Source organism: Rhizobium sp. IY2, assembly GCF_047532935.1.
Classification (GTDB): Bacteria; Pseudomonadota; Alphaproteobacteria; order Rhizobiales; family Rhizobiaceae; genus Rhizobium; species Rhizobium anhuiense.
Window position 1 is genome coordinate 520,285 of the sequence record NZ_JBLKNU010000002.1, and the last position, 25,601, is coordinate 545,885.

General features: G+C 62.6%; 31 protein-coding genes. 15 read left to right on the top strand and 16 right to left on the bottom strand.

The annotated features are described in order from the left end of the window. Positions 1-170 precede the first annotated feature (170 nt). The 4 genes from pcaG to pcaD are packed head-to-tail and all read right to left on the bottom strand — an operon-like array spanning position 171 to position 2,754. Positions 171-782: a protocatechuate 3,4-dioxygenase subunit alpha gene (gene pcaG, locus ACMUVN_RS11090; RefSeq protein ID WP_028756260.1), complete on the bottom strand. Its 612-nt coding sequence runs from the start codon at positions 780-782 to the stop codon at positions 171-173. 2 nt (positions 783-784) lie between these two features. Beyond that, positions 785-1,534 (bottom strand): protocatechuate 3,4-dioxygenase subunit beta, encoded by a 750-nt coding sequence (pcaH, locus tag ACMUVN_RS11095; RefSeq protein ID WP_028757480.1) that lies wholly within the window; start codon positions 1,532-1,534, stop codon positions 785-787. Between the two features lie 9 nt (positions 1,535-1,543). Next, a complete protein-coding gene (gene pcaC, locus ACMUVN_RS11100) occupies positions 1,544-1,948 on the bottom strand; it encodes a 4-carboxymuconolactone decarboxylase (protein WP_028757479.1) in 405 nt (134 codons plus the stop codon). Continuing rightward, positions 1,945-2,754, bottom strand: a complete 810-nt coding sequence (gene pcaD, locus ACMUVN_RS11105; protein WP_183844773.1) for a 3-oxoadipate enol-lactonase — start codon at positions 2,752-2,754, stop codon at positions 1,945-1,947. Before pcaD ends, pcaC begins: the two co-directional genes overlap by 4 nt. A 94-nt stretch (positions 2,755-2,848) precedes the next feature. On the opposite strand from pcaD, the gene pcaQ reads away from it, so the two are divergent. From pcaQ to ACMUVN_RS11125, 4 genes are all read left to right on the top strand, one after another. Then, positions 2,849-3,766, top strand: coding sequence for a pca operon transcription factor PcaQ (gene pcaQ / locus ACMUVN_RS11110; RefSeq protein ID WP_028757563.1), 918 nt, complete (start codon positions 2,849-2,851; stop codon positions 3,764-3,766). 19 nt (positions 3,767-3,785) lie between these two features. After that, on the top strand, positions 3,786-4,475 hold the full coding sequence (locus tag ACMUVN_RS11115) for a methyltransferase family protein (protein ID WP_047614815.1): 690 nt from the start codon (positions 3,786-3,788) through the stop codon (positions 4,473-4,475). A gap of 81 nt (positions 4,476-4,556) precedes the next feature. After that, positions 4,557-5,081 carry an MbcA/ParS/Xre antitoxin family protein gene (locus tag ACMUVN_RS11120; protein WP_183844774.1) on the top strand — a complete coding sequence of 175 codons (525 nt, stop codon included), beginning with the start codon at positions 4,557-4,559 and terminating at the stop codon, positions 5,079-5,081. Continuing rightward, positions 5,078-5,749 (top strand): RES family NAD+ phosphorylase, encoded by a 672-nt coding sequence (locus ACMUVN_RS11125; protein ID WP_028757560.1) that lies wholly within the window; start codon positions 5,078-5,080, stop codon positions 5,747-5,749. Before ACMUVN_RS11120 ends, ACMUVN_RS11125 begins: the two co-directional genes overlap by 4 nt. Positions 5,750-5,772: 23 nt before the next feature. Here the strand turns inward: ACMUVN_RS11125 and ACMUVN_RS11130 are convergent, their stop codons facing one another. After that, positions 5,773-6,414, bottom strand: coding sequence for an alpha/beta family hydrolase (locus ACMUVN_RS11130; RefSeq protein ID WP_028756054.1), 642 nt, complete (start codon positions 6,412-6,414; stop codon positions 5,773-5,775). Between the two features lie 70 nt (positions 6,415-6,484). On the opposite strand from ACMUVN_RS11130, the gene ACMUVN_RS11135 reads away from it, so the two are divergent. Next, positions 6,485-6,667 carry a hypothetical protein gene (locus ACMUVN_RS11135; protein WP_028756053.1) on the top strand — a complete coding sequence of 61 codons (183 nt, stop codon included), beginning with the start codon at positions 6,485-6,487 and terminating at the stop codon, positions 6,665-6,667. Positions 6,668-6,988: 321 nt separating this feature from the next. Here the strand turns inward: ACMUVN_RS11135 and ACMUVN_RS11140 are convergent, their stop codons facing one another. The 3 genes from ACMUVN_RS11140 to ACMUVN_RS11150 are packed head-to-tail and all read right to left on the bottom strand — an operon-like array spanning position 6,989 to position 8,412. Further along, entirely contained in the window at positions 6,989-7,609 is a 621-nt protein-coding gene (locus ACMUVN_RS11140; protein ID WP_028757559.1) for a glutathione S-transferase family protein, read from the bottom strand. Next, entirely contained in the window at positions 7,602-8,087 is a 486-nt protein-coding gene (locus tag ACMUVN_RS11145; protein WP_183844775.1) for an SRPBCC family protein, read from the bottom strand. Before ACMUVN_RS11145 ends, ACMUVN_RS11140 begins: the two co-directional genes overlap by 8 nt. Continuing rightward, a complete protein-coding gene (locus tag ACMUVN_RS11150; RefSeq protein WP_028756051.1) occupies positions 8,068-8,412 on the bottom strand; it encodes an ArsR/SmtB family transcription factor in 345 nt (114 codons plus the stop codon). The genes ACMUVN_RS11145 and ACMUVN_RS11150 overlap by 20 nt, the downstream gene beginning before the upstream one ends. Before the next feature lie 514 nt (positions 8,413-8,926). On the opposite strand from ACMUVN_RS11150, the gene ACMUVN_RS11155 reads away from it, so the two are divergent. The 3 genes from ACMUVN_RS11155 to ACMUVN_RS11165 all read left to right on the top strand — a co-directional run bounded on the left by ACMUVN_RS11155 (position 8,927) and on the right by ACMUVN_RS11165 (position 10,180). Continuing rightward, entirely contained in the window at positions 8,927-9,187 is a 261-nt protein-coding gene (locus tag ACMUVN_RS11155; RefSeq protein ID WP_183844776.1) for a DUF982 domain-containing protein, read from the top strand. Between the two features lie 55 nt (positions 9,188-9,242). Next, a complete protein-coding gene (locus ACMUVN_RS11160; protein ID WP_174824428.1) occupies positions 9,243-9,398 on the top strand; it encodes a hypothetical protein in 156 nt (51 codons plus the stop codon). A gap of 80 nt (positions 9,399-9,478) precedes the next feature. Beyond that, entirely contained in the window at positions 9,479-10,180 is a 702-nt protein-coding gene (locus tag ACMUVN_RS11165) for a DUF899 family protein (RefSeq protein ID WP_097595640.1), read from the top strand. Between the two features lie 18 nt (positions 10,181-10,198). Here the strand turns inward: ACMUVN_RS11165 and ACMUVN_RS11170 are convergent, their stop codons facing one another. The 6 genes from ACMUVN_RS11170 to hutI all read right to left on the bottom strand — a co-directional run bounded on the left by ACMUVN_RS11170 (position 10,199) and on the right by hutI (position 16,952). Then, on the bottom strand, positions 10,199-10,828 hold the full coding sequence (locus ACMUVN_RS11170; protein ID WP_183844777.1) for a J domain-containing protein: 630 nt from the start codon (positions 10,826-10,828) through the stop codon (positions 10,199-10,201). Positions 10,829-11,002: 174 nt separating this feature from the next. Further along, complete coding sequence (locus ACMUVN_RS11175; RefSeq protein WP_028757208.1) at positions 11,003-11,578, bottom strand: HutD family protein; 576 nt, start codon at positions 11,576-11,578, stop codon at positions 11,003-11,005. Positions 11,579-11,583: 5 nt separating this feature from the next. Then, the gene (hutU, locus tag ACMUVN_RS11180; protein WP_183844778.1) at positions 11,584-13,257 is read right to left on the bottom strand and encodes a urocanate hydratase; all 1,674 of its coding nucleotides are present in this window, start codon (positions 13,255-13,257) and stop codon (positions 11,584-11,586) included. 44 nt (positions 13,258-13,301) lie between these two features. Next, positions 13,302-14,105 (bottom strand): N-formylglutamate deformylase, encoded by an 804-nt coding sequence (gene hutG / locus ACMUVN_RS11185; RefSeq protein ID WP_028757210.1) that lies wholly within the window; start codon positions 14,103-14,105, stop codon positions 13,302-13,304. 52 nt (positions 14,106-14,157) lie between these two features. Next, the gene (hutH, locus tag ACMUVN_RS11190; protein WP_414815134.1) at positions 14,158-15,693 is read right to left on the bottom strand and encodes a histidine ammonia-lyase; all 1,536 of its coding nucleotides are present in this window, start codon (positions 15,691-15,693) and stop codon (positions 14,158-14,160) included. Next, positions 15,690-16,952, bottom strand: coding sequence for an imidazolonepropionase (hutI, locus tag ACMUVN_RS11195; RefSeq protein WP_183844780.1), 1,263 nt, complete (start codon positions 16,950-16,952; stop codon positions 15,690-15,692). Before hutI ends, hutH begins: the two co-directional genes overlap by 4 nt. A 122-nt stretch (positions 16,953-17,074) precedes the next feature. Between hutI and ACMUVN_RS11200 the strand changes: the two genes are divergently transcribed. Together ACMUVN_RS11200 and hutC (ACMUVN_RS11205) are read left to right on the top strand one after the other, a co-directional pair. Next, complete coding sequence (locus ACMUVN_RS11200) at positions 17,075-18,421, top strand: formimidoylglutamate deiminase (RefSeq protein WP_183844781.1); 1,347 nt, start codon at positions 17,075-17,077, stop codon at positions 18,419-18,421. Positions 18,422-18,540: 119 nt separating this feature from the next. Then, complete coding sequence (gene hutC / locus ACMUVN_RS11205) at positions 18,541-19,263, top strand: histidine utilization repressor (protein ID WP_028757214.1); 723 nt, start codon at positions 18,541-18,543, stop codon at positions 19,261-19,263. Positions 19,264-19,297: 34 nt separating this feature from the next. Here hutC (ACMUVN_RS11205) and hutC (ACMUVN_RS11210) read toward each other — a convergent pair whose 3' ends face one another. Further along, a complete protein-coding gene (gene hutC, locus ACMUVN_RS11210; protein WP_028757215.1) occupies positions 19,298-20,053 on the bottom strand; it encodes a histidine utilization repressor in 756 nt (251 codons plus the stop codon). A 196-nt stretch (positions 20,054-20,249) separates the two neighbouring features. On the opposite strand from hutC (ACMUVN_RS11210), the gene ACMUVN_RS11215 reads away from it, so the two are divergent. From ACMUVN_RS11215 to ACMUVN_RS11235, 5 genes are all read left to right on the top strand, one after another. After that, complete coding sequence (locus tag ACMUVN_RS11215; protein WP_127430027.1) at positions 20,250-21,092, top strand: transporter substrate-binding domain-containing protein; 843 nt, start codon at positions 20,250-20,252, stop codon at positions 21,090-21,092. A 105-nt stretch (positions 21,093-21,197) separates the two neighbouring features. Next, positions 21,198-21,923, top strand: coding sequence for an ABC transporter permease (locus ACMUVN_RS11220; protein WP_183844782.1), 726 nt, complete (start codon positions 21,198-21,200; stop codon positions 21,921-21,923). Between the two features lie 10 nt (positions 21,924-21,933). Further along, complete coding sequence (locus tag ACMUVN_RS11225; RefSeq protein WP_028759049.1) at positions 21,934-22,638, top strand: ABC transporter permease; 705 nt, start codon at positions 21,934-21,936, stop codon at positions 22,636-22,638. Between the two features lie 23 nt (positions 22,639-22,661). Further along, positions 22,662-23,438 (top strand): ABC transporter ATP-binding protein, encoded by a 777-nt coding sequence (locus ACMUVN_RS11230; RefSeq protein ID WP_183844783.1) that lies wholly within the window; start codon positions 22,662-22,664, stop codon positions 23,436-23,438. Further along, positions 23,435-24,925 carry an HAL/PAL/TAL family ammonia-lyase gene (locus tag ACMUVN_RS11235; protein ID WP_183844784.1) on the top strand — a complete coding sequence of 497 codons (1,491 nt, stop codon included), beginning with the start codon at positions 23,435-23,437 and terminating at the stop codon, positions 24,923-24,925. Before ACMUVN_RS11230 ends, ACMUVN_RS11235 begins: the two co-directional genes overlap by 4 nt. Positions 24,926-24,930: 5 nt before the next feature. On the opposite strand, the gene ACMUVN_RS11240 is transcribed toward ACMUVN_RS11235, so the two are convergent. Next, the gene (locus tag ACMUVN_RS11240; RefSeq protein ID WP_183844785.1) at positions 24,931-25,473 is read right to left on the bottom strand and encodes a hypothetical protein; all 543 of its coding nucleotides are present in this window, start codon (positions 25,471-25,473) and stop codon (positions 24,931-24,933) included. Positions 25,474-25,601 lie beyond the last annotated feature (128 nt).

Here is a 25,601-nt window from a genome sequence, read left to right on the forward strand (position 1 = left end):
CCGGCTGCCGCCACCTTCTCCCTATTGGGGGGACGGGACTGCGGTGGCGTCCGCGCTTTATGGGCAGGTAATCTCGCGTGGGCACGTCCCTCTCCCCTCGGGGAGAGGGTCCGGTGAGGGGGAGGCTACTTGCACAGGGCTGTCCGAACAAGCCACCGGCATGCCGACCCTCAGATATCGAGAAATACCGTTTCCTTGGGACCCTGCAGATGGATGTCGAAATGGCAGGTTGCGCCGTCGCGGGTGGCGACCATCGTTGCGACGCGCTCGCGATGTTCGATGCGGGACAGCAGCGGGTCGGCGGCGTTGGCCTCCGTCTCTTCCGGGAAATACATACGCGTATGCAGGCCGATATTGATGCCGCGGGCGACGATCCAGAAGGTGATGTGCGGGGCTTGTCTACGGCCGTCCTTGAAGGGGACACGGCCGGGCTTGACGGTCTCGAAGCTGTAGACGCCATCCTCGGCGCGGGTCGGGCAGCGGCCCCAGCCGGTGAAATTCGGATCGGCGGTTCCGCGCATTTCCGAAGGGCTGTTGTAGAGGCCGGCGCTGTCGGCCTGCCAGATCTCGATAACGGCATCGCGCACCAATGCGCCGGCCCCATCGAAGATTCGGCCGGTGACGGTGATGCGTTCGCCGAGCGTCTTGTCATTGACCATCTCGATGCCGAGATCGGTGTCGTAGACGCCCTTTATGTCGCAGAAATTCGGCGTCAGGCCGATATGGACATAGGGGCCTGCCGTCTGCGACGGGGTTTCCTTGAGATAGCCGAGCTGCTGCATGGTCAGTTGCCCTCCAGCCTGTTTTCGAACATCGTCGAGCGGCGGCCGCGCAGCACGATATCGAATTTATAGGCGCGTGAATCCATCGGGATCGTGTTGCCCCAGTCGAGCGGCGCGATCAGCTGCTCGATCGCCGCCTTGTCGGGGATCGTGCCGACGATCGGACATTTCCAGATCATCGGATCGCCCTCGAAATACATCTGGGTGATCAGGCGCTGGGCAAAGCCGTGGCCGAAGATCGAGAAATGGATATGGGCCGGCCGCCAATCATTGACGCCGTTCGGCCAGGGATAGGCGCCGGGGCGGACGGTGCGAAAAGAGTAACGGCCTTCCTCGTCGGTGATGGCGCGGCCGCAGCCGCCGAAATTCGGGTCGATCGCCGCAAGATAGGTTTCCTTCTTGTGGCGATAGCGGCCGCCGGCATTGGCCTGCCAGAACTCGACCAGGGCGCCGGCAACCGGCTTGGCACGCTCGTCGAGCACCCGGCCATGGACGATGATGCGTTCGCCGATAGCGCTTTCGCCGGGGCGCGCATAATTCAGGATCAGGTCGTTGTCGAGTTCGCCGATCATCGAATGGCCGAAGACCGGCCCGGTGGTTTCGGAAACCGTGCCGTCGAGCGACAGCAGCGCACGCTGCGGCGCGCGCAGCAGGGAGGTCTTGTAGCCGGGGGTCAGCGCCGGCGCATGCCAGGCACGGTCGCGGCCGAAGAAGGCGCCGGTCTCGGGTTTGCGATTTGCTCGTTCGGACATTTTTCCCCCTCAGGCCGCCTTGTCGGCGTCCATCTGTGCGAAGGTCTGCTTTGCGATCTTGATCGCGTGATTGGCGGCGGGAACGCCGGCATAGATCGCCACATGCAGCAGCGCCTCGCAGATATCCTCACGGGAGGCACCCGTATTGACGGTGGCGCGCACATGCATGGCGACCTCGTCGTCCTGGCCGAGCGCCGCGAGCAGAGCGATGGTGACGATCGAGCGTTCGCGCTTCGTCAGCGCCGGGCGCGACCAGACATGGCCCCAGGCGGCTTCGGTGATCAATTCCTGGAAGGGACGGTCGAACTCCGTCGATGCGGCGGCGGCTCGGTCGACATGGGCGTCGCCGAGCACGGTGCGGCGGGTCGCCATGCCTTGGCGATAGCGCTCGGAGGAGGACGCGGTTTCGTTCATGGGCTGTTTTCTCCAGGCGTAATGGATGTGAGGAAGGCGCGGATGACCGCCGTTAGCGCTTCCGGCTGCTCGACGCAGGGAATGTGCGCGCAATTGGGGATGACCTCATAACGCGCGTCGGGGATAAGCTTGGCGGTCGAGAGCACCAGATCGGGCGGCGTCGAGCCATCCTGGTCGCCGACGACGCAGATTGTCGGGACAGTGATCGTCTTTGCAGTTTCGGTAAAATCGGCGTCGCGGATCGCGGCGCAGGCAGCGACATAACCTTCGACCGGCTGACGCGTCAGCATGTTGCAATAGCCTAAATAGGCGGTGTTTTCGGGCCGGCGGAAGGCCGGCGTGAACCAGCGCTCCATGATGGCGTCGACGATGCTGCCGATGCCGTTTTTCTCGACGGCGGCAATGCGGGTGTTCCAGCTCTCTGCTGTGCCGATCTTATGGGCGGTGTCGCACAGGATCAGGGCACTGACCAGGTCCGGCCGGCGCTGATAGAGCGACTGGGCGATGAGGCCGCCGACGGAGAGGCCGCAGATGACGGCCTTCTTGACCGACAAGAGATCGAGCAGGCCGGCGAGATCCGTCGCATGATCCGCAATCGATGAGGGGAGCTGGCCGACATCGGACAGGCCGTGGCCGCGCTTGTCGTAAAGCACGATGGGGAATTCGCCGGCAAGCCGCACCACGACGTCGCGCCAGATGCGGAAATCCGTCCCGAGCGAATTGGTAAAGACGATCACCGGCCTGTCGGCTGGTGCACCGATGACCTGATAATGGATCGTCACGTCGTTTATGCGGGCGAATTGCACGTCATTCTCCTCCTGAAGGCGAAATTGAATGTTTGATCCGGTTAAGTAAAATGATATTTTTAGGCTTTTCGATAACTTCGGAGTTATGTGAGCGATGATCGACAGCCGCGTCAAGTTTCGCCATCTGCAGACCTTTGTCGAGGTGGCGCGGCAGAAGAGCGTCATGAAGGCCGCCGAATTGCTGCATGTCAGCCAGCCGGCGGTCACCAAGACGATCCGCGAACTGGAACAGGTGCTGGGTGTCGATGTCTTCGAGCGCGACGGCCGCGGCATCAAGATCACCCGTTACGGCGAGGTCTTCCTGCGGCACGCTGGTGCGGCGCTGACGGCGCTGCGCCAGGGTCTCGATTCCGTCTCGCAGGAGCAGTTTTCCGAAGCGCCGCCGATCCGGATCGGCGCGCTGCCGACGGTGTCATCGCGAATCATGCCGCGGGCGATGGAGCTCTTCCTCAAGGAGAATACCTGGAGTCGGGTGAAGATCGTCACCGGCGAGAATGCGGTGCTCTTGGAGCAGCTTCGTGTCGGCGATCTCGATGTCGTCGTCGGGCGTCTGGCAGGCGCCGAGAAGATGGCCGGCTTTTCCTTCGAGCATCTTTATTCCGAACAGGTAGTGTTTGCCGTGCGCCCCGGCCATCCGCTGCTCGACGGCCGGCAATCGCTGTTTTCAGGTTTCGGCAACTACACGGTGCTGATGCCGACGCGGGGTTCGATCATCCGGCCGGTGGTCGAAAATTTTCTCATCGCCAATGGCGTCGCCAGCCTGCCCAACCAGATCGAGACGGTATCGGATTCCTTCGGCCGCGCTTTCCTCCGGGCAAACGACGCGATCTGGATCATTTCCCACGGCGTGGTGGCCGACGATGTCGCCGACGGGCGGCTGGCGCTTCTGCCGATCGATACCGGCGAGACCAAGGGGCCGGTCGGATTGACGATGCGCGCCGATGCCGTGCCGTCGCTGCCGCAATCGATCCTGATGCAGACGATCCGGGAGGCGGCAGGCGAGGTTTCCTGAGGTAATGGAGGACGGACCGATGGAGGATCAGAAGAGGAGTCTCGGCAGGCGGGCGACGGAAGCGACGGTGAAATTCGTCGCAGTGCTTGCGGCGATGATCTTCATCGCGGCGGGCTCGCTGTCCTATTGGCAGGGCTGGCTGTTCCTTTTCAATTTTGGCGGCTGGATTGTCGCGACGACGGCCTATTTCCTGAAATATGACCGCGCCTTGCTGGAACAGCGGCTGCATGTCGGGCCGGCTGCGGAGCGGGAACCGGCCCAGAAGCGCATTCAGCTTTTCAACGGCATCGTGCTGATCGCGCTCTTCATCGGTTCGGCGCTCGATTACCGGTTCGGCTGGTCGGCCGTTCCGGCGCCGATCGTGATTTTCGGCAATGTTCTGATGGCGGCCGGCTTTTACGGCTGCTTCCTCGTGCTGCGGCAAAACAGCTTCGCTTCGGCAACGGTCGAGATCCGCCGGGATCAGCGGGTCATTTCAAGCGGGCTCTACAGCGTCGTGCGCCATCCGATGTATGCGGCGGCGCTGGTGCTCTTCGTCGGCATACCGCTGTCGCTCGGTTCCTATTGGGGCCTGCTGGCCATCCCTCCTGCCTTTGCCGGACTTGTCGCGCGGCTGCTGGACGAGGAGAAACATCTGACAAGAGACCTGCCGGGTTACGCCGAATACCGCCGCAAGGTCCGCGACCGGCTGCTGCCTGGGCTATGGTGACGGCTCCATTGGAGCAATTCTTGAAATCTGTTGCCGAATGCCTAGATTTGGACTATGTCTAATTCAAGACAGGAGGCTGTTATGCAGCATGCGCGACGCACCGAGCACCGGGAAGACCAGGGGCCACAGCGGCTGGACATGGATCGCTTTGCGCCGGCAAATCGCAAGAGGCTAAGCGCACCGGCCTTGCGGACCTTCCTGGCGATCGCCGATCTCTGGGGGCTGACGGAAGAGCAGCGTCTGCTCGTACTCGGTTACCCCTCCCGGTCGACCTACCACAATTGGGCCAAACAGGCGCGCGAGCACGGCGCTTTCACGCTTGACGTCGATACGCTGACCCGGATCTCGGCGGTGCTCGGCATCCATCAGGCACTCGGCGTGCTTTTTGCCGATGAGCGCGCCGGCGTCGCCTGGCTGCGCACGCCGCATCAGGCGCCGGTTTTCGGCGGGCATCCACCGCTTGATATCGTGACCAGCGGAACCCAGGACGGGCTGATGACCGTCCGCCGGTTTCTCGACGGCGCGCGCGGTGGTCTCTACATGCAGCCGAACAGGCTCGACGAAGCCTTCACGCCTTACGAAGATGCGGACATCGTCTTCCGGTGAGGGATCGTTTTGCAGAGGCGCCGCGTCCGTCACACCGGCTGATCCCGTCGCAATTTCCACCGATCGGGCTTTTCGAGACGGTGACGCGGGTGTCCGACCTTGAAGCGGTGATGGAACTCGTCGGCTGGACCAACGACCGTCTCGTCGCCGATCGCATCCAACGGCTTCCCCAGGCTGAATGGGTTTATGGCACGCCAAACGCCAGCATCGTGATGGCGGCTTTCCTGCATGTTGCGCCGGGAGGAATGCGGTTCAACGGCTCTGATCTCGGCGCCTGGTATGCCGCCGATGATCTCAGGACAGCCGCTGCCGAGGTCGGCCACCATCTTCGGCGCGAGGCTGTCGCACGCGGGGTGGCGATGATGGCGCGCACCTATCGAAGCTATGCGGCCACCCTGATTGGCGATTACCTCGACATTCGCGGCGAAGAGTTGCTGCGGCCCGATGTCTATGACGGCGCCAGCTATGCGGCGTCGCAGGTGCTGGGGGAAGAGGTCCGCTCGAGCGGTGGCGCCGGCATCCTCTATGACAGTGTCCGGCTGAGGGGCGGGGTGGTCATCGTCGCGCATAGACCGCGCAACATCCGGGACGTCGTGCAGGCCGACCATTTCGAAATCACCGTTTCCGCCACTGACCGGCGCATCGATATCAGGAAGCTTGCCGCCTGATATCGGCAATCGCAAGGTGAGCCTCAAACCGGCAATCGTTCGGCCCAGGCCTTTGCCGCCTTGGCCATCGTGGCGAGGTGATCGGCGCTGGAGAAGCCGGAGATCGTCTTGCGCGGCTTGAGGTCGTGGTCGCCATCCTCGAGCCAGAGGATCTCGATCCTGTCGGAGAGATCATAGCCCGGCACCTCGTCTCGTGTGCCGAATTCGTCGCGCGTTCCCTGGCAGATCAAGGCGGGCGTCGTCAGCCCGGTAAGGTGGGCGGTGCGCAGCTTCTCCGGCTGGCCGGGCGGATGGAAGGGATAGCCGAGGCAGAGCAGGCCGGCGATCTTCCCCCTGTGATAAAGATCGTCGGCGATCATGCTGGCAACCCGGCCGCCCATCGACTTGCCGCCGATGATAAGCGGGCCGCTGGCACCGAGCGTGGCAATGGCCGCCTCATATTCGGGATTGAGCGTTTCGGCGCGCGGCGGCGGCTTGCGGCCTTCCGAGGTGCGGCGGGCGGCCATATAGGCGAATTCGAAGCGGGCCACACGGAAGCCAACGCCGGCAAGCGCATTTGCCGCTGCTGTCATCGACGCCGAATCCATCGGCGCGCCGGCGCCATGGGCCAGAAGGATCGTGAAGCGCGCATCCTGAGGCCCCTGCAGCAGAAACCTGTCAAGCATCGGTAATCCTCCATGCCATCGTCGGAACCATGTCGACGGCCGTGACTTCTTCACTGAAAGGAGACTGACAATGTCGACGAATGATCAAAACGTAAAGCCCGAGCAGCGGCGCCCCAAAGATGTCGGCGCCGTTCCCGACAAGCCGGAGCCCGCCGACGCAGAATCGATGGCGCCGCCGGCGGTGCAGCCGGCCGGGGTCGGGGACAAGAGCGAACGACCGGTGGTCAATCCCGTCAGTGGAGTTGCCATCTGACGGACCTTGTCAATGTCCTGCCGAATAGCCCTTGAAACCGGGGCGCAAAAGGTCCATATACCGGCCCTGCCTGAAAAATGGATGCGCGCGGTATCGACGTCGTCGAACTGTTCGTTGTCCGACAGGATAAGGGCGCTCCCCGCAAGGGTCGAGCGCCCTTTTTGCTTTACAGCCCTTGCGCATATCACCGCTTTCGTCTTGTCGTTTGATGGCGGAAGGGATTCCAGCGACGGAGAAGCGAGGCCCTGTGGCGCGAATTACCGGCAAGACTTGTAGAAACGTGGGCGGAAATAATAACCACGGAACAGCGGCCGCACCTTGTTACGCCGGGAAAGGGTTTCTCCACGCATCTAGTTGTTCAAGCCGTTCGTACCACGCCTGAATATGCGTAAACTCGGAAAGTGGAATCTCAGCAGAAGTCGCATAAGGAAGTGCAGCGGCCAATGCGAAATCTGCGACAGTCAGCGTCTTCCCGACCGCGACGCTGTTAGTGGCCAAATGGTCGTCGAGCACGCGAGCATGTAGTCGGAAGCTCGTCTTCGCATCTTCGATCACGGCGACGTCAGGCTCCCCGCCGAACAAAGGTTTGATCAAGTATTCAAACCACAAGGCTGCCGCGTGCCGGGTGAAATGACTCGCGTCCCAGCTCAGCCACCGGAGGACGTCGATCTGCCTGTGGTCATGCGGCCAGAAATCCGAGCCAACTCTGTCAGACAATCGGCACATGATGGCATTCGCTTCCCACAAGGTTCCGGCATCATCCTGCAGCACAGGGACTTTCCCGTTCGGGTTGAGAGCCAGGAATTCCGTGGTACGCTGCTCTCCGCTGGCTAGGTCAATCCTTATGAACTCCACGTCGGCTTTAAGAAAACGGGCGGCGGCGCAGGCCTTCCGAGGATTGAGCGTCTCGCAATAGTAAAGCTTCATCGCCGCCTTACTCATGATCCGGCCTTTCGGACGTAGCCCCCAGAAAAACGCCCAGTCGCTCGAAGCTTTGCGACCAACCACCTTCATGACCCTTAAGTGATGATGCGTCTTCAAATCCACTTTGCCGAAATGTCATTTCCGTTCCTCCGTCGCTTTCCTTTAACGTGATGGTGACGACTGTTTCCGGGCTTTTTTCGCCGGTTCCGATCTCCCAGGCATGTGTGAAGACAAGCCTGTGCGGAGGGTTGACTTCAAGGTATTTTCCGCTAACCCAGTGCTCCTCTCCATCTGGCGCTATCAGACAGGCGCGGTGTCTACCGCCGGGCCACACTTCAAGCTGGTCGCCCACCGCCTTGAAGCCGTGAGGACCGCTCCATTGCGCTAGCGCTTTGGGGTCGGTCCATGCTCTGAAAACGAGATCGCATGGGGCATCGAACCTTCGTACAAAAACCAGATCGCGGGCGTTGTTAGTATCAGTCTCCGGATTTGTCATCTTCGTATCCTTGTACCTTGGACAAATAGCCATCGAGACGATCAAAGCTCTGATCCCAGAAGCGTCTGTAATCGCCAATCCAATCAGAGATTTTCTTCAATGCGTCCGGCTCAAGTTCGCGGGGACGCGAAGTCGCTTCACGGCCGGAGCGGATCAATCCGGCCTGTTCCAGGACCTTGAGATGCTTTGAAATGGCAGGCTGAGACAGCTCGAAGGGATCTGCGAGTTCGGCCACGGTCGCCTTGCCGTGAGCAAGCCGCCCAAGAATTGCTCTCCTTGTTGGATCTGAAAGTGCGGAGAAAATCGCATCGAGGCTGCTTTTCATATATCACCACATGGCTATATAACCGCATAGATATATTACTTATCGCGATGTGTCAAAGGCAATCTTCCGGTAGGTTGGCAACAGAGACTCATGCGTTGGCAACAGAGCGGGAAGTCCCGCGTCTGTCGTGCCGGAGTCGGAGGCGACTACGGGATCTCTTTCTGCCGCTCTGCTGATGAAATGTTTCCGGTTGCAGAGGCACACCGCGCTCGCTGATGCCGCCGCGGAGCAGTTTGAGTTTGCTGAGGAGGCAGAAGACCGGGAAGGGCGCCTGGTATAAGCATGTCGGCGGCTTTGGTGGCTTCAGCATGGCGGGCAATGAGGCCGGCGACCGTTTCCCTGCCAACTGGTGCCCATGCTGATGCTGGCGATGCCGAGGCGGCTAAAGCGCCCCTTAAGAAATATTCTCCTTTCCTTTATTCGGCCTCCAAAACGAGCTTCGGCATGCGAGCGAAGATCACGGAACGGTTCTTGCACGGTTACTAATATGTTTACTGTGGGGAGACCTAATGTCATGAAGTGGTGCACATCCGCAGAGTTCGCCCCTCTGATGTTCGTTGTGAGTGGGTCGGAAAAATACAAGATTGTCGCAACTCTTTTCCAGGCTGCCGAGATGCTGACAGTTGGTTGGCCGATCGACGACGGAGAAGAGTACCTTATAGCGATTAGCGCGTGCCGACATGCAATTCATGGGGAAATTCCGGCGCAGGACGCGCGAGCAGCGCTTATCCGTGCCGCCGACGAAGCTGGCATTCCGGTGATCACCGTTCACTGAGTTTCGCAGCCGACGGTGAAATGAGTTCGGGGCGGCGTCCTCTAGGAAGGGCGCAATGCTGATCATGATCTGGTTCGATGATCCGCATTTCGGAACGCGCGATCTTGATCTGCTTGGCTTTGGCGATCCGGGCACCGGGCCGGCCAAAGCGCGGGGCGAATATTTTCCGTCGGCTTCTGTCGATTTTCGCATCAGCCGATCGTCCTTGTAATGATGTGCTGCGACCCGGTCGTGGCTTCAGCACGTCCTTTGCGCGTCTGAGGCGCGCGGCAACAGAAGGAGGATATCGTCATGGATAATCGGCATCTGGTACCCGCCGCAGTGCTTGCGGCCAAGAACGGCGCCCGCTTCCCGAATGAGAGCGAGGCCTATCGCAGCGCCCGCGATGCGCTGCTGGCCGAAGAGATCGAATTGCGCCGTCATATCGAGCGCGTGGCAAGACAGCGCCGGGCGCTGCCGCCGGGCGGCGAGGTGACAAAAGAATACCGCTTCGAAGGCAGCGATGGGCCGATCTCCTTTGCCGAGTTCTTCGCCGACAAGGATACGCTGATCGTCTACAGCTACATGTTCGGCCCACAACGCGAGCGCCCATGCCCAATGTGCACCTCGCTGCTGTCGGCCTGGGACGGCGAGGTACCTGACATCCAGCAGCGCGCCGCCCTTGCGATCGTCGCCCGCTCGCCGATCGAAAGGCTGCTCGCCTTCAAGAAGGAACGCGGCTGGCACCACCTGCCGCTCTACTCCGACATGACGGACGATTACAGTCGCGACTATCGCGCGATCGGCAGCGACGGCAGCGATGGCGCCGCCTTCAACGTCTTCACGCGGCGCGACGGCACCATCCGCCATTTCTGGAGCGAGGAGATGGGCGAAGCGACGGCCGATCCCGGCGAGGATCCGCGCGGCGCACCTGATCTGATGCCGCTCTGGACCGTGCTCGATGCGACGCCCGAAGGCCGGGCGCCGGACTGGTATCCGAAACTGTCCTATTAAGATCGGCCGCGTCGTCCGTCAGCCGGTGGAGCGGTTTCTGGAGGTCTCGACCCATTCGATGTTGGTGACCGCGGCATCCGGCAGCGGCGGCGGATCGATCTCGTAGACATAGCCGCTGAGCATATCGGCGGCGCGTTCGGTCGCCTTGATCTTCGCCTCGGTTTCCGCGACCGCTTTGGCGATGGCTTCGATGCGGGCACGGAACATGTGGGCAAGCACATCGCGGCCGGACTGCTTTTCGAGCCGTTCCAGATGCAGGCCGATGCGCGAGGCGTGGCGCTCCAATTCGCTCTTGCTGAAACGGGCCTTGCGCAGTTCTTCGGAAAGGCTTTCCTGCATGACAGCGACGGGATCGAAACTTCCCGGCGCGCGCTCGTCGAGCACGGCGTCGGTGACGAGCTTCTCGATCATCACGAGCGCCTGCAGCTCGGCGGCATCGGCGAATTCAACGTCGTAACCGGTATCGTCGTAGACCTTGCGCCGGACCGGATCGAGAAGCAGCCCATAGGCTTTCTGCAAATTGGCAAAGGCGTCCGAATCACCGCCCGAATCGGGGTGGGCAACTTTCGCCAGACGCCGGTAGGCGGCCTTCAGCTGCGCCTCGTCCGCATCGCGTTCAACGCCGAGAATATCGTATGGATCCGTCACGCCTGCTCCCTTGCTCCCCGCATGTTGCGGGCAGTCTAGGTCTTCTTCTGCATCAGAAGGGCAAAGTTTAGACCGAAAGCAGGAATGACGTCCATGGCCCGAGATCAGGATAGTCGATGCGCATGCTTAGCCAAATTCTCGATTGTTCAATCTTTTCAAATCGTTATTTGAAAGTCAGCCTGTGGTGATCGATGCGAGATAACATTTGGCTTCACCATCGACCTCAAGCGCGATCGCGGCCGCATCCTCAATCAGCAGCGCATCGCCGGCCGCAAGCGCGCCGGTCTCGCCGCCCCGCCGGAAGGAGAGCGCGCCGCCATGGCAGAGGAACAGGCATGTCGAGGGCGGCAGCGGCAGGGTGCTGCTGCCATCGACGTCGATCCGGACCAGCCTGTGGGCGAGCCCGTCGCGGCGGGTCATGACGTTGAGATCGGTGATGGCGCCGTCCTGGAGCCTGGCCGCGACGGGGATATCCGCCGGGAAGGCCAGGGGATCGCTTGCCGTCGTCAGCAGCACCGGCGTGCTGCCTTCGATATCGAGCACCATGCCGTTGCCATCGAGGATCGCCAGCGTGCGGTCGATGCCGGGAAAAATCGAAAACGGGCCGTCGGTTGCGACGGTCGCCATACTGACGCGCCAGTCGAAACCGGCAAGACCGGCATTCTCAGGCGAAACGGCGATTTCCACCGTTTCGCCGCCGCCGTTCTTCCAGGGCATGCGTTTACAATCACCGGCGCGCAGGATCCTCACGAGGATCAGTTCCCGAGAATGCCGGGCAGGCGCAGTCCCTTTTCCCGGGCGCAGTCGAGGGCGATCTCATAGCCGGCATCGGCATGGCGCATGACTCCGGTCGCCGGATCGTTCCAGAGCACGCGTTCGAGACGCTTTGCCGCATCATCCGTGCCATCCGCGCAAATGACGACGCCGGAGTGCTGGGAGAAGCCCATGCCAACGCCGCCGCCATGATGCAGGGATACCCAGGTGGCGCCCGACGCGGTGTTGAGCAGGGCGTTCAAAAGCGGCCAGTCGGAGACGGCATCGGAGCCGTCCTTCATCGCTTCCGTTTCGCGGTTCGGCGAGGCGACGGAGCCGGAATCGAGGTGGTCGCGGCCGATGACGATCGGAGCGGAAAGCTCGCCGTTCTTGACCATTTCATTGAAGGCCAAAGCGAGGCGATGACGGTCGCCGAGCCCGACCCAGCAGATGCGCGCTGGCAGACCCTGAAAGGCGATGCGTTCCCTGGCCATGTCGAGCCAGTTGTGCAGGTGGGTATTCCCGGGCGTCAGCTCCCTTACCTTGGCATCTGTCTTGTAGATATCTTCCGGGTCGCCTGACAGGGCTGCCCAGCGGAAGGGACCGATGCCGCGGCAAAACAGCGGTCTTATATAGGCCGGCACGAAGCCCGGGAAGGCGAAGGCGTTTTCCAAGCCTTCTTCCTTGGCGACCTGGCGGATGTTATTGCCGTAGTCGAGCGTCGGAATACCGGCGCTCCAGAAGGCGATCATCGCTTCGACATGCTCGCGCATCGAGGCGCGCGCTGCTTTTTCGACAGCCTTCGGATCGCTTTCGCGCTTGGCCTTCCATTCGGCCATCGTCCAGCCCTTCGGCAGGTAGCCGTTGATCGGGTCGTGCGCCGAGGTCTGGTCGGTGACGATATCGGGTCGAATGCCGCGGCGGACCATTTCCGGCAGGATTTCGGCGGCGTTGCCGAGCAGGCCGACGGATTTGGCTTCGCCCGCCTTGGTCCAGCGGTCGATCATCGCAAGCGCTTCGTCGAGCGTCTCGGCTTTGGCGTCGACATAGCGGGTGCGCAGCCGGAAATCGATCGAATCCGGATTGCATTCGACGGCGAGGCAGCAGGCGCCGGCCATGACGGCGGCGAGCGGCTGGGCGCCGCCCATGCCGCCGAGGCCGCCGGTCAGGATCCATTTGCCCTTGAGATTGCCGCCGTAGTGCTGGCGGCCGGCCTCGACGAAGGTCTCGTAGGTGCCCTGGACGATGCCCTGCGTGCCGATATAGATCCACGAGCCGGCCGTCATCTGGCCGTACATGGCAAGGCCCTTCTTATCCAGCTCGTTGAAATGATCCCAGGTCGCCCAATGCGGCACCAGGTTGGAGTTGGCGATCAGCACGCGCGGCGCATCCTTGTGGGTGCGGAAGACGCCGACCGGCTTGCCGGATTGCACGATCAGGGTTTCTTCTTCCGTCAGCGTCTTCAGAGTCGCGACGATGCGGTCGAAATCCTCCCAGGTGCGGGCGGCGCGGCCGATGCCGCCATAGACGACGAGTTCGTTCGGATTTTCGGCGACGTCGGGATCGAGATTGTTCATCAGCATGCGCAGCGGCGCTTCGGTCATCCAGCTCTTGGCATTGAGATCGTTGCCGCGGGGCGCGCGGATTTCACGGATATTGTGGCGTGGATTGGTCATGGCGGTTCCCCTGTTCTCAGGTTTCAATCGTCAGGTTTCGGGCGTCAGCGTTTCAGGCCTGGTGCGATCTGTTCGAGGCGCACCAGAATGTCTTTGAGATGCACGCGAAGCCTGTCCGCCTTGGCGGCGTCATAGGCAAAGGGCGGTGCCTCGGTCTGGAGATGCGTCGATTGCGCAAGCTCCATCTGGATCGCGTGCACACCGGTTTCCGGCTTTCCATAATGGCGTGTCGTCCAGCCGCCCTTGAAGCGGCCGTTGAGCGCGCGGTCGTACCCCTCGGCGGCTTCGACGACGGTGAGCGTCGCCTGTTCGATGGCGCTGTCGCAGGTCTTGCCCATATCGGTCCCGATATTGAAATCCGGCAGCTTTCCTTCGAACAGGAAAGGAATGTGGGACCGGATCGAGTGGCAATCGTAAAGGATCGCGACGCCATGGATCGCTCTCACGCGCTCGATCTCGGCGGCAAGGGCTGCATGATAGGGCGCATGAAAATCCCGCAGCCGCGCCGCAATATCGGCCTCGTCAGGTCCCTTTCCATCCTTCCAGATCGCCTTGCCGTCAAAATCCGTTTCGGGAATGAGGCCGGTGGTGTTCTGGCCGGGATAGAGGCTGACGCCCGCCGGATCTCGGTTGGCATCGATGACGTAGCGGTGGAATGTGGCCCGCACGACCGTGACGTCGTCGAGCAGCCCGTCATAGAGGTGGTGGATGTGCCAGTCGGTATCGGCGAGAATCCTGCCATTGTCGTTGAGACGGTCGGCGATCTCAGCCGGCACTGACGTGCCGGTGTGGGGGAAGCCGAGGATGACGGGCGAGGTGCCCTGACGGATTTCGTATGGTGTGGTCATGGGCAAAGTGCTCCGGTGTCTCGGGCGATACCCAAATGCACATACATCACGATCAACCCTCCAATACCGGCAATATGCCTGTTGAAACCGAGGCGTTCAGCGCGCCCGTCGCCACCAGTTCGGCAGCGGCGGCGAGGTCGTTTGCCATGTAGCGGTCGGTATCGAGGGTCGGGACCTTGCTGCGGATGGCGGCGATCGCCTTGCTCAGTTCCGGGCTCGTCGACAGCGGCGCGCGCAGTTCGACGCCTTGGGCGGCGGTCAGCGCCTCGATGCCGATGATGGCGAACAGGTTTTCGGTCATCCCAAGCAGGCGGCGGGCGCCGTGGCAGGCCATGGAGACATGGTCTTCCTGATTGGCCGAGGTCGGCGTCGAATCGACTGAGGCCGGGTGCGACATCTGCTTGTTCTCGGACATCAAAGCCGCCGAGGTGACCTCGGCGATCATCAGGCCGGAGTTCAAGCCCGGCTTCTTGGCGAGGAAGGCCGGCAGGCCGTAGGAGAGGGTGGGATCGACCAGCAGCGCGATGCGGCGCTGCGAAATCGCGCCGATCTCGCAGACGGCGAGCGCAATCTGGTCGGCGGCGAAGGCGACGGGTTCGGCGTGGAAATTGCCGCCGGATACAACGGAATTGTCCGACAGCACCAGCGGATTGTCGGTGACCGCGTTGGCCTCGATTTCGAGCGTGCGGGCGACCGAGCGCAGCAGATCGAGGCAGGCGCCGTCGACCTGTGGCTGGCAGCGGATGCAATAGGGATCCTGCACGCGCTCGTCGCCCTCGATATGGCTCTGGCGAATGATGGAGTTTTCGAGCAGGGCGCGAAGGGCGGATGCCGTATCGATCTGGCCCTTGTGGCCACGCAAAGTATGAATATCGGGATGGAAGGGTGCCGAAGAGCCCATGGCGGCATCGGTGGACATAGCGCCGGTGATCAAGGCCGATTGTGCGGCGCGATGGGTGCGGAACAGGCCGGCCAGCGCCAGCGCCGTCGAGGTCTGGGTGCCGTTGATGAGCGCCAGGCCTTCCTTGGCGGCGAGCACCACCGGTTTCAGCCCGGCCCTTTCGAGGGCTTGCGCGCCCGGGAGGCGTTCGCCGGCGAAGAAGGCTTCGGCCTCGCCCATCATCACCGCCGCCATATGGGCAAGCGGGGCAAGATCGCCGGAGGCGCCGACCGAGCCTTTTTCCGGGATCAGCGGGATGACGCCTTTTTCCAACATGCCTTCGATTAGCCGTACCAGCTCCAGCCGCACGCCGGAGGCGCCGCGGCCAAGCGAGACCAGCTTCAGCGCCATGATCAGCCGGACGATATTGTCGGGCAGCGGCGCGCCGACGCCGCAGCAGTGCGACAGGATGAGATTGCGCTGCAACGTCGCGACATCGGCGCTGTCGATCTTGATCGAGGCAAGTTTGCCGAAGCCGGTATTGATGCCGTAGACCGGGGCATTGCCGGCGGCGATCTCGGCGATGCGGGCGGCGGCCTTGGCGATGCCGGCATCGAAGGCGGGATCGAGCCTTGCCGGCTCGCCGGTCCAATAGATGATTTCCAAATCCTTGAACGAGACGGAGCCCGGGTGGAGCGTGATGGTCATCGACCGTTCCTTTCGCCCTTGAAGATACGCGCGTGAAGCGGGTTGAAGCCGATGCGGTAGACGAGTTCGGCGAGGCTTTCGGTATTCCAGACGGCGAGATCGGCGGACTTGCCGGGCTCGATCGTTCCTGTCTTGTCGAGCAGGCCGAGCGCACGGGCGCCTTCGCGGGTGGCGCCGGCGATGCATTCCTCGACGGTGAGGCCGAAGAGCGTCGCCGACATGTTCATGGTGAGCAGCATCGAGGTGAGCGGTGAGGTGCCGGGATTGCAGTCGGTGGCGATTGCGATCGGCACGCCTGCCCGCCGCAATGCTTCGATCGGCGGCTTCTGCTTCTCATGGATGGCGTAGAAGGCGCCGGGCAGCAGCACGGCGACGGTGCCGGCTGCGGCCATCGCCGCAACGCCGTCTTCGTCGAGATATTCGAGGTGATCGGCCGAAAGCGCGCCGTAGGATGCAGCGAGCTTGGCGCCGCCGAGATTGGAGAGCTGTTCGGCATGCAGCTTGACCGGCAGGCCAAGCGCCTTGGCCTTGTCGAAGACGCGGGCGATCTCGGTCGTGGAAAAGGCGATGCCCTCGCAGAAGCCGTCGACGGCATCGGCGAGACCGAGATTAAACATATCGTCGAGACCTGGCAGGACGACATCATCGAGATAATCGCCGTTGCGGCCCTTATATTCCACCGGCGTCGCATGGGCGCCGAGATAGCTGGTGGCGACGCGCACCGGTCTGATATGGCCGAGCAGGCGGGCGCTCTGCAGCATCTTCACTTCGCCGGTTCGGTTCAGCCCGTAACCGGACTTGACCTCGATCGTCGTCACGCCTTCGGCAAGCAGTGTGTCGAGTCGCGGCAGGGCCTCGGCGACGAGCTCCTCGACCGACAGCGCATTGGTCGCCTTCACCGAGGAGACGATGCCGCCGCCGGCGCGCGCGACTTCTTCATAGGTGGCGCCTGCAAGGCGCATTTCGAATTCGCGGGCGCGGTTGCCGCCGTGGACGATATGGGTGTGGCAGTCGACGAGGCCGGGCGTCACCCAGCGGCCTTCGAGATCGACGATCTCGGAATGTTCGATGGCCGATGCGGACAGATCGCTTTCGGCGCCGGCAAAGGTGATGCGGCCATTCTCGATCAGCACGGCGCCCTTTTCGACGATGCCGAGCCCTTCTTTACCAGGCGCAAGCGTGGCGAGCCGCGCATTGCGCCAAAGCGCCGGCCTGACGTCGGCGGATGAGGCTTCCTCTGAAAAATTGTTCCCGGTCATCAGCTTTGCGCCTTTCCTTATGCCAAAACATGTATATACATAATCAACAGGTGACAAGTGAAATTTTGCGCGCTTTTCTGGAAAAGAAAGATCGGCGGCGCGGCAAGAGGAGAGGGAAGGCGATGACCACGCTTCACGCAGACACGGCGCTGACGCCGGAAGGCTGGCAGAAGAATGTACGGCTGACGCTCGAGGCCGGGCGCATCGCGCGGGTCGAAATCGGCGTTTCTCCCGAGCAGGGCGATGAACGCCACACGCTGCTCGTTCCCGCTATGGCGAACCTGCACAGCCATGCTTTCCAGCGGGCGATGGCCGGCCTTGCGGAAGTGCGCGGCCCGGCCAACGACAGCTTCTGGAGCTGGCGCACTGTTATGTACAAGTTTGCCCTGGCGATGACGCCCGAGCATGTCGAGGCCGTCGCGGCCAAGCTTTATGCGGAAATGCTGGAAGCCGGCTTTTCCCGCGTCGGCGAGTTCCACTATCTCCACCATGACAGGGATGGCAGCGCTTACGACAATATCGCCGAGCTTGCCGAACGCATCGGCGCTGCCAGCGCAGAGACCGGCATCGGCCTGACATTGCTGCCGGTCTTCTACGCCCATTCCGGCTTTGGCGGCGCTGCGCCGATCGACGGCCAGCGGCGTTTCATCAATTCGCTCGAAAGCTTCGAAAGGCTGATGGAGGGATGCCGGGCAGTGACCGGCCGGCTCGATGGCGCCGAGCTCGGACTGGCGCCGCACAGCCTGCGCGCCGCGACACCCGAGGAGCTCACGAGGCTCGTGCCGATGGCTGGCGACGGTCCCATCCATATCCATGTCGCCGAACAGGTGAAGGAGGTCGAGGACTGCATCGCCTGGTCCGGCGCGCGGCCGGTGGAATGGCTGCTCGATCATGCGCCCGTGGATGAACGCTGGTGCCTGATCCATGCAACGCACATGACCGAAGACGAAACGCGGCGAATGGCGAAAAGCGGCGCAATCGCCGGCCTCTGCCCGATCACCGAAGCCAATCTCGGCGACGGCGCCTTTGCCGCGCCACTCTTCCTCCAAGAGGGCGGGCGTTACGGCATCGGCTCGGATTCCAACGTGCTGATCTCCGTGCCGGAGGAACTGCGCCAGCTCGAATATTCGCAGCGCCTGGCGCTTCGCGCCCGCAATGTCGTCGCAGCCCCCGGCGGTTCGACGGCGCTTTCGCTGTTCACACACGCGCTTGCCGGCGGCGGTGCCGCGCTGAAAGCGCCGGCAGGTCTCGCCAAGGGCCATCACGCCGATATCGTTTCGCTCGATATTTCAGCCGTTCCCTATCTCGCGGGTGATCAGATCCTCGACCACTGGCTGTTTGCCGGCGGCGTTTCCGTCGATTGCGTCTGGGCGCGCGGCCGCAAGCAAGTGGAAGGCGGTCGCCACCGTGAACGCGACGCTATCGACCGGCGGTTCCTGGCCGCAATGGGCGAATTGCTTGCCGCCTGAAAAAGAGCTTTTCCCATCCCGATATTCGAATTAGAGCAATTCCAGCAAAAGTGCGTAGCGGTTTGCGTCCGGAATTGCGCTAAAACAAAGAGATAGCGGGAGCCAACCGGAGCGTGGTAATGGACCAAAGCAGGGATCCCACCTTGCATCAGCGCATCCTGAGCGACATCGAGGGCCATATCGTCTCAGGCGAATGGCCGCCGGGGCACCGTATTCCCTTCGAGGTCGATCTCGCCACGCACTACGACTGTTCGCGCATGACGGTGAACAAGGTGCTGACCCAGCTTGCCAAGGCCGGCCTCATCGAGCGGCGCAAGAAGTCCGGCAGCTTCGTCACCCAGCCGCAGGCGCAATCGGCCGTTCTCGAAATCCACGACATCAAGGCCGAGGTGCAGTCGCTGAACCTGCCCTACTCCTATGCGGTATCGAAGAAGACGAGCCGCAAGGCCAAGGCGGACGACAGCCGCCGGCTGGAACTGCCTGTGGCGTCCTCGGTCGTCGAGGTCGTCTGCATCCACAATGCCGGCGCGCGGCCCTTTTGCCTGGAGGAGCGACTGATCAGCCTTGCGACGGTGCCGGAGGCGGCCAATGCCGATTTCCTGGCGATGGCGCCGGGTCCCTGGCTGCTCAACCAGGTGCCCTGGAGTACGGCCGAACACCGGATCCATGCCGTCTCCGCCAATGCCGAAGTGGCCGCAGCGCTCGATATAGCACGCAACACCGCCTGTCTCGTGGTCGAACGCCGCACCTGGAGCGGCGCCGGGCCGGTGACGCATGTGCGCTTCACCTATCCGGGCGATCGTCACGCGCTGGTGGCACGGTTCACGCCGGCGTCACAATAAGGGCCATGTTCCATATACAACATGGCCGCTGCTTTCATTCCTCGAACATCTTGCCGCTGCGCGCTTCCAGCCGGTAGCGGTGGCCGGGATAGACGAGGCGGGCGGTCGATACTACCTGTTTTGCCGACCATGTGCGCCGGCGGATCGTCAGGCAGGGTTCGCTCTTCATGATGGTAAGCAACTTGCATTCCCAGGCCTGCGGCATCGCCGCCTCGACGACATGCTCTGAACCGCTGAGCGGGGCTGCGGCCGTCAGATAGGCGTTCGGCGTCAGTGTCGAAAAATCCTGGTCGAGATATTCCGGGGCCGCCTCCGGATGAACGAAACGGTCCTCGATCTGCACCGGAACGCCGTTTTCGCTGTGGACGATCAGCGAGTGGAAAACCGCAGCGCCAATCGGCAGTTCCAGCGCGTCGGCAACCTCGGGAGAGGCTGTTTCCTGGGCGAGAACGACGACGGAGGCTTCGTGGACATGACCGCGTTCGGCGATTTCCTCGGCGATGTTGCGGACCTCGAACAGCGCCGAATAACCCTTGCGCTCGGCGACGAAGGAGCCGACGCCCTGGATGCGGACGAGTTCGCCCTCGTTGGCAAGTTCGCGCAGCGCCCGGTTGGCGGTCATTTTGCTGACGCCCAGCTCGACGACCAGCTCGTTTTCCGACGGCACGCGGTATTTCGGCGGCCACTCGCCGCTGTGGATGCGGTCGAGGATCACCTGCTTGACGCCGGCATAGAGCGGCGTGCTGTCATTTTCCGCCAGTTCGCGCTTCATCTCGCCGGAACGCTTCATTGCCTATTCCTTTTGCACGAAGGGAATTCGCCGCATAAAGCGACTTTCCTCTTGCATATCACAAAATATCTCATATGGTACCATATACAACCTCCCAATCGGTCCTTAAAACAGAAATAGGACGGGAAAGGGCAAGCCGGCGCAGATCGGCCGTGGTGCCGCAAGGTCTGTTTCAACTCCAGAGGAGAATTCACAAATGAAATTTAGCGCAATCCTGTTTTGCGGCGTGGCGGCTTTTTCCGCTTTTGCCGTGCCTGCCTTTTCCAAGGACTGGACGAAGGCGACCATCACGCTCGAAGGTGCCTATGCGCCCTGGAACCTCACCAATGCCGACGGCACGCTCGGCGGTTTCGAGCCCGAACTCGCCAAGGTGCTGTGCGAGCGCGCCAAGATTGAGTGCACGTTGGTTGCTTCAGACTGGGACGGCATGATCCCGGCGCTCAACGCCGGCAAGTTCGACGTCATCATGGATGCGCTGTCGATCACCGAAGAGCGCAAACAGGTGATCGATTTCACCATTCCCTATGCCGCCACCCCTGCCGCCTTCGCAACCGCCAAGGACAGCCCGCTGGCAAAGGCCGCCGGCACCGGCGCCACGATCAAGATGACGCCCGGCCAGACCGGCGTGAAGGAGATCGACGCGCTGAAGGCAGCCTTCAAGGGCAAGACGATCGGCATCCAAGCGGCGACCGTCTACGCCAAGTTCGTCTATGACAATTTCGGCGATATTGCCGAAATCCGCGAATACAAGACCGGCGCCGACCGCGACCTCGACCTGCAGAACGGTCGCATCGACCTCGGCTTCGACGATGCCGTCTATTTCGCCAACGCGTTCAAGACCGCCAACGACACGCTCGCCTTCACCGGCCCCGAGATCGTCGGCTCGATCTGGGGCGAGGGCGAAGGCCTCGGCATCCGCAAGGCCGATACGGACCTGCGCGACAAGTTCAACGAAGCGATCAAGTCGACGCTTGCCGACGGTACGGTCAAGAACCTGTCGATGAAGTGGTTCCAGGTCGACGTCAGCCCGCAGGAATAAGCGTTTCGGCCTTTGGGCCGCAAACATCTGTCTCCGGCTTTATCGCCGGAGACAGCATGTTATTGTCAATCCGCAAAACACTGCCACGGACGGGGAACGGACGATATGGCAAGCTTGGAACTGCTCGGCTTCGGCTCGACCGGATGGGGCGCGCTGCTCATTGCCGCCGCCTTGATGACGCTGGCTGTGACGGCGACGGCGCTGGCGATTGGCGCCGTGCTCGGCGCCACCGTCGCGGTGGCAAAACTCTCCGGCAATCTTGTTCTCGTCACGCTCGGCAACGTCTATACGACCGTATTTCGCGGCGTTCCCGAACTGCTGATCATCTATCTCATCTATTTCGGCGGCTCCTCGGCCGTCACCTCAATCGGCCAGGCGATGGGTTACGAGGGCTTCCTCGGTCTGCCTTCATTCATCGCCGGCGCGCTTGCCGTCGGCATCATTTCCGGCTCCTACCAGGCGGAGGTATTCCGCGGCGCCTTCCTCGCCATCTCCAAGGGCGAACTCGAAGCGGCCTCGGCGATCGGCATGCATCGCGGCCTGCGCTTTCGCCGCATCATCATGCCGCAGGTGCTTCGCCTGGCCATTCCCGGCCTCGGCAATGTCTGGCAGCTCAGTCTCAAGGATTCGGCGCTGGTCTCCGTCACCGGCCTTGCCGAATTGATGCGCACCAGCCAGGTGGCGGCGGGCTCGACCCGGCAATATTTCCTGTTCTTCATCGCCGGCGGCTGCCTCTACCTGATCCTGACCAGCCTTTCGGACCGCATCTTCAACGGGGCGGAGCGCCGCGCCAACCGCAGCATGCCGGCATCCGCCATGGGCCAGGCGTAAGGAGGGAATGATGGATTTCACCTTCATCGCCTCGACCATGGTCACCCTGCTCAAGGCCGTACCGACAACGCTCATCCTGTTTTCCCTGTCGATCCTCTGCGGCGGCCTGCTGGCGCTCGTCATCGTCTGGATGCGGGTCAGCGGCAATCCGGTGCTTTCGGGCTTCGCCAAGGGTTACATCTTCGTCTTCCGTGGCTCGCCGCTCTTGATCCAGATGTTCCTGGTGTTCTACGGCCTCGGCCAGTTCGGCGTCATCCGTTACTCCTTCCTCTGGCCGTTCCTGCGTGAGCCGATGGTCTGCGCCGTGCTGTCGCTGGCGCTCTGCACGGCCGGCTACACGGCCGAGATCTTCCGCGGCGGCATCCGTGCCGTCTCGCCGAAGGAGATAGAGGCGGCGCGCTCGATCGGCATGTCTGGCTTCCTGCTGGTGCGCCGCATCCTGGCGCCGATTGCCTTCCGCCATGCGCTGCCGGCCTATTCCACCGAGATCGTGCTGATGATGAAGTCGACGGCGCTCGCAAGCCTCGTCACCGTCTGGGAGGTCACCGGTGTGGCCCAGCGGCTGATCTCGCAGACCTACCGCACGATGGAAGTCTTCCTCTGCGCGGCGATCATCTATCTCGTCCTGAACTTCATCATCCTGCAGGGCATGGCCTTGCTCGAATATTCGCTGTCCCGACATCGCCGCGCCATTCCGCAGGCGCTGAAGGCGTAAGCGGCCTAACCATTGGAGCACTCATGCCAGGCGTCACCCGACTTTCGGTCCGCAATATCCGCAAGAGCTTCGGTACGCACGAGGTCCTGCGCGGCATTTCCCTCGATGCCGAAGACGGCGATGTGATTTCGCTGCTCGGCGCTTCCGGCTCCGGCAAATCGACCTTCCTGCGCTGCATCAACCTGCTCGAAACCGCCAGCGACGGCGAGATCTGGGTCGACGGCGAGCATATTCAAATGGTTCACCAGAACGGGAAGAGCAAACCCGCCAGCCAGAAGCAGGTGGACCATATCCGCTCCGAACTCGGCATGGTGTTCCAGTCCTTCAATCTCTGGTCCCACATGACGATCCTGCAGAACGTCATCGAAGGACCGATCCACGTTCTGAAGCGGCCGCGGGCCGATTGCATCGCCGAGGCCGAAGCGCTGCTCGAAAAGGTTGGGATCGCCGACAAACGCCACGCCTATCCCGCCCATCTCTCCGGCGGCCAGCAGCAGCGCGCCGCCATCGCCCGGGCGCTGGCGATGAAACCGAAGGTCATGCTGTTCGACGAGCCGACCTCGGCGCTGGATCCGGAGCTTGTCGGCGAGGTGCTGCGTGTCATGCGCGCGCTGGCCGAGGAGGGCATGACCATGCTCGTCGTCACCCATGAGATGAGCTTTGCCCGCAACGTCTCGAACCGCGTCGTCTTCATGCGCGAAGGGTTGATCGAAAGCAGCGGCAAGCCGGACGACATGTTCACCGGCGGCGCCACACCCGCTTTCCGCCAGTTCATCGGCCATTTCGGAAGCGGTCAATGACGATCACCATCGATGCATTGCTGACCTGGCGCGATGTCGCGCGCGTCGGGGCAGGGGAGGCGCTGTCGCTGTCGCCCGCCGCCTGGGCGCGGGTCGAGCAGGCAAGCCGCATCGTCGCGCGCATCGTCGAGACGGGCGTGCGCGCCTATGGCGTCAACACCGGCGTCGGGGCACTCGCCGATACGGTGGTCGATCGTGCCTCGCAGAGCCTGTTGTCGCGCAGCATCGTGCTCAGCCATGCCTGCGGCGTCGGGCCATTGCTTGATGCCCGCGAGGTGCGCGCCATCATCGCAGCCCAGATTGCCAATTTTGCCCATGGCCATTCCGGCGTGCGGCGCGAGATTGTCGCGCATCTCACGGCCATGCTGGAACATGATTGCATTCCCGACGTGCCGTCGAAAGGCTCGGCGGGTTACCTCACCCACAATGCCCATACCGCGCTGGTTCTGATCGGCGAAGGCAGCGCTCACCTGGACGGCCGGCGCCTGAGCGGCCGCGAGGCGCTTGCCGCGATCGGCCTCGAACCATTGGTGCTCGGCGCCAAGGAGGGCTTGAGCCTGGTCAACGGTACGGCCTGCGCCACCGGCTTGACGGCCGTTGCACTTTCCCGCGCCGAACGGCTGCTCGACTGGGCCGATGCGATCGCGGCGCTGACGCTGGAAGCGGCAGGCTGCCAGATCGCCGCCTTCGACGCAGCGGTGCTGGCTTTGCGCCCATCGGCCGGCATAGAGAAGGTGGGAGCGACGCTGCGTGCGCGGCTCCACGGCAGCGGCCTTGTCGCCGCCGCTTTCGGCCGGCGCACCCAGGATGCGCTCAGCCTCCGTTCGGTGCCGCATGCCCATGGCGCCGCCCGTGACGTTTTCGACAGTTCCGCCCGCATCGCCGATCAGGAGCTTGCCTCGGTGACCGACAACCCGGCTGTGTCAGGCACGCCGGAACAGCCAATCGTCTCCTCCGAGGCGCATGCGGTCGCCCCGGCGCTCGGTCAGGCGGCTGACAGCCTGGCGATTGCGCTCGCGCAGATCGGCGCGATCAGCGAACGGCGCATGGATCGGCTCGTCAATCCGCTGGTCAGCGGTCTGCCGCCCTTTTTGGCGAGTGATGCCGGCAGCCATTCCGGCTTCATGATCGCCCAATATACTGCGGCGGCACTCAGCAACGAAAACCGCCGGCTTGCCGCACCCGCGGCGATGGACGGCGGGCTGACCTCCGGCCTGCAGGAGGATTTCCTGGCGCATCCCACAGCTGCCGCCGGCAAGCTGCTCGCCGTCATCGACAATGCCGAATATATCCTGGCGATCGAGCTGATGGCGGCGGCCCAGGCGCATGATTTCCTGGCGGCGACGGCGCCGCGGGCGGCCGGCACTGACCTTGTCTACCAGGCGGTGCGGCAGCATGTTTCCCATTATGGCGACGAGCGGCCGCTCAACGGCGATATCGAGGCGGTGCGCGGCCTGATCCGCGAGACAGCGCCGCCGCTCGACTGATCTCGTCAGAACGGCTTGCTGGTTTCTGAATCCTGTTTGGGCTTTCCGCCCGCCTCGAGGCGTTTGAGGCATTGGAGATAGGTCGGATAGAGCTGGTCCACACGCGATAGCGGCAGCGTCCAGTCGCCTTCGTCGCCGGCAAAGGTCAGCTGCACGTCAGGGGTTCCGGCAAAGGAATTCTTGATGATCTTCTTCAGTCCGCCGATTCCTTTGCTCGCCGGAGGCCAGAGGCGGAGCGTGGTCTTGTCGAAGAATTCGGCGGCGACGACTTTCGTCAAATTGCGATCGGTCAGCGTCACCTCGGTCTTGGTGTCGGCCGGAATGTCCCAGCTGTTCTTTGCCACCAGCCAGAAGGTCTCGGTGGCGCTCTGGCGGAATTCCATCGTTTTGCCGAGTTCGCTGTCCCACCGCAGGCGGCAATAGGGCGGGCTCTCGCTTGCAAAACCCACCGACCATTGTCTCGCGCCGCCCATCCATTCGGTCTCGCCCAAGGCAGAAACCGGCTGCAGGGCGGCGGCCATCAGGATCATCGCAGTGAGAATTTTCATCGCCGAACCATCTCCAACGCAATCGGCTCCAGCGATAGCAAAAGAAGGTTGAGCTTTTGCTACCAAGTGCTCGGAGATCCGGCGGCGGCGGTCCGTGGGAACGTCTTTGAATGCCGCAAGGTCTTGAA